12 protein-coding genes are annotated in these 12,595 nt (G+C 19.0%); 6 read left to right on the top strand and 6 right to left on the bottom strand.

Translation table 11 applies throughout. The features are described 5' to 3' along the window. Positions 1–4 precede the first annotated feature (4 nt). The 6 genes from fabZ to rpsB form a co-directional block, all read right to left on the bottom strand. Positions 5–436 carry a 3-hydroxyacyl-ACP dehydratase FabZ gene (gene fabZ, locus D9V81_RS00820; protein WP_187306093.1) on the bottom strand — a complete coding sequence of 144 codons (432 nt, stop codon included), beginning with the start codon at positions 434–436 and terminating at the stop codon, positions 5–7. Positions 437–495: 59 nt separating this feature from the next. Next, positions 496–2,907 carry an outer membrane protein assembly factor BamA gene (gene bamA / locus D9V81_RS00815; protein ID WP_158349426.1) on the bottom strand — a complete coding sequence of 804 codons (2,412 nt, stop codon included), beginning with the start codon at positions 2,905–2,907 and terminating at the stop codon, positions 496–498. Positions 2,908–2,974: 67 nt separating this feature from the next. Further along, positions 2,975–3,532 carry a ribosome recycling factor gene (gene frr / locus D9V81_RS00810; protein WP_158349425.1) on the bottom strand — a complete coding sequence of 186 codons (558 nt, stop codon included), beginning with the start codon at positions 3,530–3,532 and terminating at the stop codon, positions 2,975–2,977. Between the two features lie 63 nt (positions 3,533–3,595). Continuing rightward, positions 3,596–4,315 (bottom strand): UMP kinase, encoded by a 720-nt coding sequence (pyrH, locus tag D9V81_RS00805; RefSeq protein WP_158349424.1) that lies wholly within the window; start codon positions 4,313–4,315, stop codon positions 3,596–3,598. Positions 4,316–4,370: 55 nt separating this feature from the next. Next, entirely contained in the window at positions 4,371–5,165 is a 795-nt protein-coding gene (gene tsf / locus D9V81_RS00800; RefSeq protein ID WP_158349423.1) for a translation elongation factor Ts, read from the bottom strand. 96 nt (positions 5,166–5,261) lie between these two features. Then, complete coding sequence (rpsB, locus tag D9V81_RS00795; protein ID WP_158349422.1) at positions 5,262–5,942, bottom strand: 30S ribosomal protein S2; 681 nt, start codon at positions 5,940–5,942, stop codon at positions 5,262–5,264. Positions 5,943–6,188: 246 nt separating this feature from the next. Here rpsB and map point away from each other — a divergent pair, with 246 nt between their 5' ends. From map to ftsA, 6 genes are all read left to right on the top strand, one after another. Next, on the top strand, positions 6,189–6,977 hold the full coding sequence (gene map / locus D9V81_RS00790) for a type I methionyl aminopeptidase (protein ID WP_158349421.1): 789 nt from the start codon (positions 6,189–6,191) through the stop codon (positions 6,975–6,977). Positions 6,978–7,037: 60 nt separating this feature from the next. Further along, positions 7,038–7,862, top strand: a complete 825-nt coding sequence (dapD, locus tag D9V81_RS00785; protein ID WP_158349420.1) for a 2,3,4,5-tetrahydropyridine-2,6-dicarboxylate N-succinyltransferase — start codon at positions 7,038–7,040, stop codon at positions 7,860–7,862. Positions 7,863–7,992: 130 nt separating this feature from the next. Next, a complete protein-coding gene (ilvB, locus tag D9V81_RS00780) occupies positions 7,993–9,717 on the top strand; it encodes a biosynthetic-type acetolactate synthase large subunit (RefSeq protein WP_158349419.1) in 1,725 nt (574 codons plus the stop codon). 1 nt (position 9,718) lies between these two features. Beyond that, positions 9,719–10,207 (top strand): acetolactate synthase small subunit, encoded by a 489-nt coding sequence (ilvN, locus tag D9V81_RS00775; protein ID WP_158349418.1) that lies wholly within the window; start codon positions 9,719–9,721, stop codon positions 10,205–10,207. 41 nt (positions 10,208–10,248) lie between these two features. Beyond that, positions 10,249–11,193: a 16S rRNA (cytosine(1402)-N(4))-methyltransferase RsmH gene (gene rsmH, locus D9V81_RS00770; protein WP_187306092.1), complete on the top strand. Its 945-nt coding sequence runs from the start codon at positions 10,249–10,251 to the stop codon at positions 11,191–11,193. 141 nt (positions 11,194–11,334) lie between these two features. Beyond that, positions 11,335–12,594 (top strand): cell division protein FtsA, encoded by a 1,260-nt coding sequence (gene ftsA, locus D9V81_RS00765; RefSeq protein WP_158349416.1) that lies wholly within the window; start codon positions 11,335–11,337, stop codon positions 12,592–12,594. Position 12,595: the final 1 nt, after the last annotated feature.

Raw genomic sequence — 12,595 nt, 5'->3', positions numbered from 1 at the left:
AAAATTAAAAATATAAAACATATTTACAAATAATATTAGCACAACAAATAAAATTATTTTCAACAAAAACAGTACCTTTAAAAAAAATAAATTTTTTATATTCTTTTAATAGTTTTACTTTTATTATTAATTGATCTCCAGGTAAAACAAATTTTTTAAATTTTACTGAATATATTTTATTAACACAATAAAAACCATTTGAATTTTTATTTTCGGGATGATTAATTGATGCTAAAATTATAGAAGACTGTAAAATTGATTCTAATATTAATACCCCTGGAAAAATAAATTTATCAGGGGAATGTCCTTGTAAGAGGGGATCATTTAAAGTAATATTTTTAATTACTTTAATAGTATTTTTATTATTACAACATTGAATACGATCAATTAATAAAAATGGATATCTTTGTGGTATAAATTTTAAAATATTTTTCATAAATTTATATATAATATTCATTTAAAATAATGTTATTTTAATAAAATTAATTTTAAATATTAATTATTATAAATATTAAATTGAAAATTTTTTAATAAATCTGTTAATTCATATAATATAGGATATGAATATGAAAATTTTAAAGGTCCAATTGGAGACATTATAATAGTTTCAATTCCTGTTGAAGCACGTACATTATTAATAATATTGATATTTTTAATATTATGAAATACATTATATATAGAATCATTCCAATGTACATTCCAAATATTTCCACAATCAAAAAATAAAGAAGTTTGTAAAAAATTATTATAATTTTTTAAAATAAATAAATTTGGTATTATTAAATCAATTTTACTAATAATAAAACTATTACCACCTATTTTATGATTTAATTTTACTAAATTAGATGTATTATCATTTACATTATCATTTTTATCTACACATGAAATTTCAGGTTTAATACTATTATTAATAAACCCTCTTATATTATTTTCTCCTTCCATGTAAAAACGTTCATAATTTGGAATATCATTTATGTTCAACGAAGATTCTATACCAACATGAATACGAGTTTTTAAAGTACATCCTAAATTTTTAAATATAGAACTATAATTTTCTAAAGAAAATACCTCTTTATGAAAATTTTTAAAATATTTGTTAAAGAATAACTTTCCTTCAACAGATACTGAACTACCAGATTTTGGAAAATTTACATTAGGTAAAGTATTATATAACCATGAATATAAAATTATAGTATTAGAATTATTTTTATTTAAAATAACTTGATTATTATTATTATTATTCATTTTTATAAATCGGAAATCTTTCCAAGAAAAAAAAGAATTACCTAAATGTAAAAAATTTTCTTTATTATAATTTAAACTTACATTCATAATATGATTTTTAAAATTTTGAAATTTTAAACCTGTTTCTGAACCATAATTTTGATTCATTAAATAATAAAATTTATTATCTTTACTTTTCTCAAGATGATAAAAAATACGATTATTTAAAGTAACATTTTTAAAAATGTTTGGATATTTTAATGATAAATCAATAGAATTTTCATCATTATTATGAAAAGTATTAACTATTGTTTGAATTCCGTAACCTAAATAATTATTATGTTGTAATTTTAAATTAATATTTATTCCATTAAAAATATTATATCCTACATCTGTATTAATATCATTCAATTTTTTTTCTTTAATTTTATATATAATATCTATTTTATCTGAAAAATGTTTTGATGGATTAATATCAACAACAACATTTCTTATATATCCAGAATTTTCAATATCACATTTTATTTGTTTTAATAATGGTAAATTTACATATGAACCTAATGATATATCTTTAATAAAATTATTTAATATTTTATCTTTAGTAAATTTATTTCCTTTAATTTCAATTTTATTAACAGTAAATCTTGGTCCTAAATTAATATAAATATGTAAAATTATAGATTTATTTTTTTTATTTAAAATAGAACAAGTATTGATATTAAATTTTAAAAAACCATGATTTAAAAAATAAATTTTTAATTTATTTTTAAAATTTTGAATATCATATAAATTATATTTATCATGTATTTTTATATTTGATAATTGATCATAAATTTTATTTGTATAATTTTCAAAATCTCCATGAAAAATTATAGAAGATATATTATATTGATGACCTTCATCAATAATAATATTTATTGATAAATCACGTTTATTTTTTGATAATACAAAATTAACTTTTTTAATTTTAAAATTAACATATCCATTTTCATAATAAAAATGTTTTAATTTTTTTAAATCCATCTGAAAAATATCATTATCATATGTATTATTATTAAATATTTTTCTTTGAAAATAATTTGGATAGGATTGAAATAATGAAATAATAAAATTTTTTGAAAATAATTTATTCCCAAAAATATGAATATCTTGTAATATTCTGTAATTTCCTTCAAATATATTAATTTTTAAAATGACTGAATTATATTTTATAAATTCATAATCAATATTAATTTTTGCATCATATAAACCAATATTATTATAAATATTTTTTAAATTATTTTGTAATTGATTTATTAATTTTTTATTTAACATACTATGAACTTTAAATCCTAAAAATTTACATTGATTTAAAATTGTATGTTTATTAATCTCATGATTTCCAAAACAAGAAATATTTGAAATAATTGGATCATTTTCTAATATAAATAATGAATTATTATTGTTTAGATTTGTTTTTATTGTATTATTTAAAATATTTTTAGATGATAATTTTAAATTTGTATCATGAATCTTATTTAATAAATTTTTTTTAATATTAATATTTTTAACAGTATTATATTTATTTAAATGATATATTTTTTTTAAATTTATATTATGTATTGTTTTAATTTTAATATTAGCTTCAGAAATACTAATTGTATTACAAAAAAATAAATAAAATAGAAATATAAATCTTATCATAAAAATTTTCACTTTACATTTAAATTAATAAAAAATTTTAAAAAATAATATAATAAATATTTTTATTTTATATTTTCATAATTTCTAATTCTTTTTTACTTAATAAAGAATTAATTTTATTAATATAATAATTTGTTAAATTTTGTATTTCATTTTGAATATTATATTCTATATCTATATTAATAGTTTTATTCTTTACTGATTTTTTTAAAAAATTATTTGCATCTCGACGAATATTTCTAATATTAATACGAGTATATTCCGATTCTATTTGAATGTCTTTAACAATTTTTTTTCTCCTTTCTTCTGTAATTGGAGGTACAATAATTTTAATAAAGTTATTATTTACTATTGGAGTTACACCTAAATTTGAATGAAATATTTTTTTTTCAATTTCTCGAATAATATTTTTATCAAATACAGTTATTTTTAATGTATTAGAATTTTCAATTGTAATATTTGATAATTCTTTTATTTTTTTTTTCACACCATAATATTCTATTTTAATTTTATCTAATAATTTAGTAGAAATACGACCAACACGAATATTATTAATATTAATATTAAATTTTTCTATACATTTTTCCATACGAAGTTTTATATTTTTAATAATATCATATTCCATATATTCATCCAAATAAAAATTTTAAATAAATATATTATATATAATAAAAAAATAATAACATATTTAAATATTATTATGAATTATTGTGCCTTCTTTTTCTCCAAATAAAATACGTATTAAAGCCTTTTTATTATAAATATTAAAAATACAAATTGGAATATTATGATCTCTAGCTAATATAAATGCTGTTAAATCCATAATTTTAAATTCATTTTTTAAAACATCTTGATAATTTAATTTATCATATAAAATAGCATTTTTATAATTTTTGGGATCTTTAGAATATACACCATTGACTTGAGTACCTTTTAAAATAATATCAGAACACGTTTCAATTGCTCTTAAACATGCAGCTGAATCTGTTGTAAAAAATGGATAACCAAAACCCCCGCAAAAAATTACAACAACAGAATTAGATAATAAATTTATAGCTTTTTCTAAATTATATTTTTCACATACATCATTGACAATATTAGAAGACATTAAACATACAGAAATATTATATTTATTAAATAAATCTTTTAAAAATAATCCATTAATTACAGTTGATAATATTCCAATATAATCAGCTGTAATTCTATTAATACCGATTTTAGTTAATTCAGATCCTCTAAATAAATTACCTCCACCAATTATAATACTAATTTCAATACCATGTTTAATTAAATATTTAATATCTTTAATAATATTAAAAATAATAGAATTCTGAAATTTTTTATTATTAATATTTTTAATAACTTCTCCACTAATTTTAAATAAAATACGTTTATATATAAATTTCATTTTTAATATCACAATTTTATTTTTAAAATTATATTATTATATTATAAAATATTTTTTAAAATTCTTCACCTAATTCAAAACGAATAAAATTAAAAATTTTTCCATTATTTTCAAAAATGAAATCTTTAATTTTTTTTTCAATATTAAAAACACATTGTTGTTCTAATAAACATATTTTTTTAAAAAATTTTTCCATCCTTCCATCAACTATTTTTTTTGCTATAGATAAAGGTTTACCTGAAGATAAAGCTATTTCTAATTGTATTTTTTTTTCTTTTTTAATAACTTCACTTGGAATATCATTACGACTTAAATAATCTGGATTATTAGCTGCAATATGCATAGCAATTTTTTTAATATTATCTTTATTTTTAAAATTTGATTCTACTAATACACCAATTCTATTTCTATGAACATAAGAAGTAATTTTATTACTAAAAAAAGCTTGAAATCTACGAATAATAATATTTTCACTAAATTTAGAAACTAACATAATTCTTTGTTCTTCAAATATTTTTCTTAAATTTAATAAATCTTTAATTTGTTGATTATATGCTATTAATAATATTTCTTTTGAAAATTTAATAAAATCAATATGTTTTTCTACAAAATCAGTTTCACAATTTAATTCTAAAATACAAGAATATCCATTATTTATAGATGTTGAAATTATACCTCTTAATGCAATATTTTTAATTTTATTTTCTGCTTTAATATTTCCATTTTTTTTTAAAATAAAAATTGCTTTTTGAATATCTCCATTAGCTAATAATAATGCTTTTTTACATTCCATAATACCAATTCCTGATTTTAATCTTAATTTTTTTATAAGTTCAGAATTAATATGCATTATTGATTCCTTAATTTAAAAATAAAAAAGTTAATTAATTAAATTAATATAAATTATTAAAATTTGATATTTAATTTTATTAATTTATATTATATTTTAAACATTATTTTTAAATATAAATTTTATTATAGTATTTAAATATAAATTTACAGCACGAATAGCATCATCATTTCCTGGAATTACAAAATCTATACCATCTGGATCAGAATTAGTATCGACAATAGAAAAAATAGGAATTCCTAAATTATTTGCTTCTTTAATAGCAATACGTTCATGATGGGCATCAATGATAAAAAGAACATCAGGTAAACTACCCATATTTTTAATACCTCCTAAACTATTTTCTAATCTTAATAATTCTTTTGTTCTTAATAAACCCTCTTTTTTAGTTAATTTAGATAATGTTCCATCTTTTATTTGAATTTCTAATTCTTTTAATCTTTGAATAGATTGACGTACAGTTTTCCAATTAGTTAACATTCCTCCTAACCATCTTTTATTAACATAAAATTGATTACAACGTATTGCTACTTTTTTAATCATTTCACTAGCAGATTTTTTAGTTCCAATAAATAATATTTTTTTTTTTTTTAAAAAAATTTTTCGTAATTCTAATAATGCAGTATTAAACATAGAAATAGTTTTTTCTAAATTAATAATATGTATATTATTACGTTCTCCAAAAATAAATGGTTTCATTTTAGGATTCCAATATCGAGTTTGATGTCCAAAATGTACACCAGCTTTTATCATATCATTAACAGTAATTATATTCAAAATTATTACCTCATAAATTTTTAAATTTTTTTATTTTAATTAATTATTTAAAAAATAATATTATATATTTTATATAAAAAATATAATATATTATAGAAAAATATTATAAAATACTATTATATAATATATTTAATTTTATTAAAATATTAATTAATATAATAAAAATTTTTAAATATAAAATACTAATTTTATTGTAAAAAAATAAATTATTATTTTTTTATTAATCATAACTTAAATAAAATAAAAATGAATATTTATATAAAAAATAATCAAGAAATTGAAAAAATGAGAATATCTGGATATTTAGCTAGTGAAGTATTACAAAAAATTAAACCATATGTTGTTTCAGATATTACAACTTCAGAATTAGATCGTATTTGTCATAATTATATTACTAAAGAACAAAAAGCTATTTCAGGTTGTTTAGGATATAATGGATTTCCTAAATCAACTTGTATTTCTGTTAATGAAGTGGTATGTCATGGAATACCAAATGAAAGAAAATTAAAAAATGGAGATATTGTAAATATTGATATTACAATTATAAAAAATAAGTACTATGCTGATACTTCAAAAATGTTTATTGTTGGAAAAACAAATAAAATAGCAAAAAAATTATGTCAAGTAGCAAAAAAAAGTTTATATATTACATTTTCAGTAATAAAACCAGGATTACCATTAAATGTTATTGGTAAAACTATAGAAAATTATATTAAAAAAACACCTTTTTCTATTGTAAAAGAATATTGTGGACATGGTATTGGAATGAATTTTCATGAAAAACCTAATATTTTACATTATGATAATTATGATGATAATATCATTTTAAAAAAAGGCATGATATTTACTATTGAACCAATTATTAATGCTGGAAGTCAAGAAGTGTTTTGTATGGATGATCATTGGACTGTTTGTACTAAAGATAATTGTTTATCAGCACAATATGAACATACTATTTTAATTACTCAAAACGGATGTGAAATTTTAACAAAAAGAATAAGTGAAAAAATAAAAAAAATATATATTAATTTATAAATAATAAAAATTTATTATTTATATTTAAATAAATAATTTAATAGGAAAAAATTAATATTTATGGAAAAATTAAAAAATATTATTAATGAAACATTTAAAATAAAAGATAAAATAAATAATAAAAATATTGATATTAATATTTACAATGCAATAGAAGAAACAATTCATTTACTTGATTGCGGAATACTAAAAATATCAGAAAAAATATCCAATAATTGGATCACAAATCAATGGTTAAAAAAAGCTATTTTATTATATTTTTGTATTAAAAAAAATAAAATTATTCCTGGAATAAAAAATAATTTTTATGATAAAATTGATTTAAAATATAAAAATATTCAAAAAGATAAAATAAAAAAAAATAATATTCGAATTGTACCTCCAGCAACAATAAGAAAAGGATCTTTTATTGGCAAAAACAGTGTATTAATGCCTTGTTATGTCAATATTGGAGCATATATTGATGAAAATACTATGATTGATACATGGGCTACTATTGGTTCATGTGCACATATTGGAAAAAATGTTCATATCTCTGGAGGAGTTGGAATAGGAGGAGTATTAGAACCAATACAAAATAATCCAACTATTATTGAAGATAATTGTTTTATTGGAGCAAGATCAGAAATTGTAGAAGGGGTAATTATAGAAAAAGGATCAGTAATTTCTATGGGTGTATACATTGGACAAAGTACAAAAATTTATAATAGAGAAACCGATGAAATTACTTATGGAAGAATTCCATCTGGTTCAGTTGTTGTTTCTGGAACTTTACCATCAAAAAATAAAAAATATAATTTATATTGTGCAGTAATTGTAAAAAAAGTAGATGAAAAAACATTAAAAAAAGTAGGAATCAATCAATTATTACGCGATATTAAATAATTTAAAAAAAAGAATTCAGATCCAAAAAAAATATGGATCTGAACATATTATACAGATTATATTAAGATAATTATTAATATAATATATTTAAAATAAAAGAATATTTATTTATAAAAATTAAGGAAAAATAATGAAATTATTATCAGGATCAGAAATGGTCATTCATTCATTAATTGATCAAGGAATAGAATATATTTTTGGTTATCCTGGAGGAGCTGTTTTAGATATTTATGATGCATTAAAAGATAATAAATTCATTAAACATATATTAGTACGACATGAACAAGGTGCTACGCATATGGCAGATGGATATGCTAGAGCAACAGGAAAAATAGGAGTTGTTTTAGTTACATCTGGACCAGGAGCAACAAATGCTATTACAGGAATTGCAACAGCTTATATGGATTCTATTCCTATGGTAATTATTTCTGGACAAGTAGATGCGTCATTAATTGGATATGATGCATTCCAAGAATGTGATATGTTAGGAATTTCTAGACCTATTGTTAAACATAGTTTTTTAGTTCAAAAAACTGAAGATATTCCAATAATATTTAAAAAATCATTTTGGTTAGCTTCTACAGGCCGACCAGGACCAATTGTAATAGATTTACCAAAAAATATTTTAAATCAAAATAATAAAAAAATATATCATTGGCCTAAAAATATTTATATTAGAGCTTATAATCCTACTGTAAAAGGACATAAAGGACAAATTAAAAAAATAATACAAATTTTAATGAATGCAAAAAAACCAATTATTTATATAGGTGGAGGTATAATTTCTTCTAATAGTACTAAAGAAATAACTAAAATAGCAGAAATTTTAAATATTCCAGTAACTACTTCTTTAATGGCATTAGGTGCATTTCCAGGAAAACATCCTCAAAATTTACATATGTTAGGTATGCATGGAACTTATGAAGCAAATATGGCTATGCATCATTCTGATGTAATTTTTGCTATTGGAGTACGTTTTGATGATCGTACAACAAATAATTTAAAAAAATATTGTCCAAATGCAAAAATTTTACATATTGATATTGATCCAACTTCAATATCAAAAACTATAAAAGCAGATGTACCAATTGTAGGTGATGCAAAAAAAATTCTAAAAAATATACTCACAATATTAAATAAAAAAAAAAATACTATTATTTCAAATAATTTAAAAAAATGGTGGGATAATATAAAAATATGGAGAAAAATCAATAGTTTACAATATAATAAAAAACATATAAAAATTAAACCACAATATGTAATAGAAACTTTATGGAATTTAACAAAAGGAGAAGTATATATTACTTCAGATGTTGGACAGCACCAAATGTTTACAGCATTATATTATTTATTTAATCAACCAAGAAGATGGATTAATTCAGGTGGATTAGGAACAATGGGATTTGGATTACCAGCAGCTTTAGGTGTCAAATTAGCATTTCCAAATGAAATTGTTATTTGTATAACAGGAGATGGAAGTATACAAATGAATATACAGGAATTATCAACAGCGGTGCAATATAAATTACCAATATTAATATTAAATTTAAATAATAATGCTTTAGGAATGGTAAAACAATGGCAGGATATAATTTATAAAGGCAGACATTCACATTCATATATGAAATCATTACCTAATTTTATTAAATTATCCGAATCATATGGACATATTGGAATTTCTATTAAAAATAATAATGAAGTAGAAAAAAAATTAAAAAAAGCTATAAAAAAATTATTATATGGATATTTAGTATTTGTAGATATTATAGTTGATCCTTTAGAAAATGTCTATCCTATGCAAATAAAAGGTGGAGGAATGAATAAAATGAGATTAAGAAAATTAGGAAATACATAATATGAAACATATATTATTAATACTATTAGAAAATGAACCAGGTTCTTTATCAAGAGTAATAGGATTATTTTCACAACGAGGATATAATATAGAAAGTATTACGGTATCTCCAACAGAAGATACAACACTTTCTAGTATGACAATACAAACTAATGGAGATAAAAAAACAATTGAACAAATTGAAAAACAATTGCATAAATTAATTAATGTATTAAAAGTTATTCAAATTAATCAAAATAATTATATAGAAAGAGAAATTGCATTAATTAAAATAAAAAATTCAGGATATATATCTAAACAATTAAAACTTATAATTGATGTTTTTAATTCAAAAATTATAGATATAACATCTAATATATATATAATTGAAATTATTGGTTCTAGTAAAAAAATTAATAATTTTTTAAATATTATTAAAAAAATATCTAAAATTATTGAAATATCAAGATCAGGAATAATTGGAATAATAAAAGAATCAACAAAATTTTAATTTTTAAATAATATATTTATAATTTATAAGATAATAGTATTATGAATAAAAAAATACATGAAACAGTTTTATTAAATGAATCAATAAATTCTTTAAAAATAAAAAAAAATGGTATATATTTTGATGGAACATTTGGATGCGGGGGACATTCTAAAGAAATTTTAAAAAAATTAGGAAAACATGGAAAATTATATGCAATTGATAGAGATCCTCAATCCATTGAAATAGGTAAAAAAATATCAGATCCTAGATTTTATATCATTCATGGAAATTTTTCTAATATAGATATATTATTAAAAAAATATAATTTAAAAAATAAAATTGATGGAATGATATTGGATTTAGGAATTTCATCACTACAAATTATGTCTAAAAAAAGGGGTTTTTCTTTTTATTTAGATGGTCCATTAGATATGCGTATGAATCCAAATGATAAAATCTCAGCATTTAAATGGATTAATTCCAGTAATACAAAAGATATTTATTATGTTTTAAAAAATTTTGGAGAAGAAAGATTTGCAAAAAAAATTGCTCATAAAATTTCTATAATTAAAAAAAAAAAATTAATATCTACAACAAAAGAATTATCACAAATTATTGAATCTATAGTACCAAGAAAAAATAAACACCCAGCAACTAAAAGTTTTCAAGCAATTCGTATTTTTATTAATAAAGAATTAGATGAATTAAATATATTTTTAAAAAAATCATTAAATTTCTTAAATCATAAAGGTAAAATATCAATTATTAGTTTTCATTCTTTAGAAGATCGTATAGTTAAAAGATTTATTAATAAATATAATAAAATACCTAATATTCCAGTTGGATTACCTATATCAGAAAACCAAATTAAAAAAATGTATAATATAAAATTTAAAAATATTCATAGAATCTTTCCAAGCTTAAAAGAAATTAAAAAAAATATTAAATCTAGAAGTGCTATTTTAAGAACAGCTACATTTAAATCACAAAATATTAAAAAATAAAATAAAATATTTTTTTAAATAAAAAATTTTATTATTAATATAATTAATATATTTAAAAATATTTTAATATTAATATTATAAATAATATTATTAATATGAAATATATTACATATTTTACATTATAAATAGGTTAAAGATATCATGATAAACAATAAAAATAAAATATTAATTGCTGGTTTAGAAATAGGAACAACTAAAATAGTTGTTTTAGTAGGAGAAATATTATCTAATAATATGATACATATTATTGGAATAGGACAATGTCCTTCTAAAGGAATAGATAAAGGAAATATAAATAATTTAAAATCTGTTATTTCTTGTATAAAACAAGTTATACATGAAGCTGAAATTATTGCAGAATGTAATATTAAATCAATATATTTAGCTTTTTCAAATCAATATATAAAATGTAAAAATGAAATTGGTATCGTACCCATTAATAAAAATGAAGTTACAGAAAGTGATATAAAATATGCTATATATACAGCAAAATCTATTAAATTAAATCATGATTATAATATATTACATATTATACCTCAAGAATATTCTATTGATCAAAATCATGGAATAAAAAATCCAATTGGATTATCTGGTTATAGAATGCAAGTCAATATACATCTTATTACTTATAAAAATACTTTAAAAAAAAATTTAATTAAAGCTATTCAAGAATGTAATCTTAAAATAAAAAAAATTATATTTTCTGGATTAGCATCAAGTAAAGCAATATTAACTATAGAAGAAAAAAAATCTGGTGTTTGTGTTATTGATATAGGTAGTGGAAATATTAATATTGTAATATATATTAATGGATCTATTCAACATAGTGAAGTTATACCATATGCAGGTAATACTGTTACTAATGATATAGCATATGCATTTAATACATCTTTTCGAAACGCTGAAATAATTAAAAAAAAATATGGATCAATTATATTTTCATCTCTTACAGCATCAGAATTAATTGAAATATCAAATCTTTATGGTATTAGTACAAAAAAAATTCAAAAAAATATTTTAATAGAAGTTATTGAATCAAGATATTCAGAACTATTAAATATTATTAAAAATATTATTCTTAAAATACAAAAAAAATTACATAATTTAGGAAAACCGCATATTATTGGATCAGGAATTGTTTTAACAGGAGGAGGAGCAAAAATAACATCATTAAAAATTCTTGCAAAAAAAATTTTTAATATGAAAATTCGAATTGCAAATCCAATTCAAATTAAAACATACAATGATCATATTATTGATCCTAGTTATTCAACAGTAATAGGATTATTAAAGTACGGATTAGAAATATATTATAAAAAAAAAAAAAATATAAATAAAAAAAAAATATTAAAAAAATGGTTTTATTATCTTCAAAATTGGATTAAAAAAATAATAGGATAAT

The sequence above is a fragment of the Buchnera aphidicola (Therioaphis trifolii) genome, from assembly GCF_005080705.1.
Classification (GTDB): domain Bacteria; phylum Pseudomonadota; class Gammaproteobacteria; order Enterobacterales; family Enterobacteriaceae; genus Buchnera_L; species Buchnera_L aphidicola_X.
Note: the sequence above shows the minus strand (reverse complement) of the source record. Positions and strands in the feature narration are given on the sequence as shown.

What these genes read in the sequence shown, in the direction of transcription:
- fabZ (WP_187306093.1), bottom strand. Translation starts at nt 436, where the DNA reads ATGAAAAATATTTTAAAATTTATACCACAAAGATATCCATTTTTATTA.
- bamA (WP_158349426.1), bottom strand. Translation starts at nt 2,907, where the DNA reads ATGATAAGATTTATATTTCTATTTTATTTATTTTTTTGTAATACAATT.
- frr (WP_158349425.1), bottom strand. Translation starts at nt 3,532, where the DNA reads ATGGAATATGATATTATTAAAAATATAAAACTTCGTATGGAAAAATGT.
- pyrH (WP_158349424.1), bottom strand. Translation starts at nt 4,315, where the DNA reads ATGAAATTTATATATAAACGTATTTTATTTAAAATTAGTGGAGAAGTT.
- tsf (WP_158349423.1), bottom strand. Translation starts at nt 5,165, where the DNA reads ATGCATATTAATTCTGAACTTATAAAAAAATTAAGATTAAAATCAGGA.
- map (WP_158349421.1), top strand. Translation starts at nt 6,189, where the DNA reads ATGAATATTTATATAAAAAATAATCAAGAAATTGAAAAAATGAGAATA.
- dapD (WP_158349420.1), top strand. Translation starts at nt 7,038, where the DNA reads ATGGAAAAATTAAAAAATATTATTAATGAAACATTTAAAATAAAAGAT.
- ilvB (WP_158349419.1), top strand. Translation starts at nt 7,993, where the DNA reads ATGAAATTATTATCAGGATCAGAAATGGTCATTCATTCATTAATTGAT.
- ilvN (WP_158349418.1), top strand. Translation starts at nt 9,719, where the DNA reads ATGAAACATATATTATTAATACTATTAGAAAATGAACCAGGTTCTTTA.
- rsmH (WP_187306092.1), top strand. Translation starts at nt 10,249, where the DNA reads ATGAATAAAAAAATACATGAAACAGTTTTATTAAATGAATCAATAAAT.
- ftsA (WP_158349416.1), top strand. Translation starts at nt 11,335, where the DNA reads ATGATAAACAATAAAAATAAAATATTAATTGCTGGTTTAGAAATAGGA.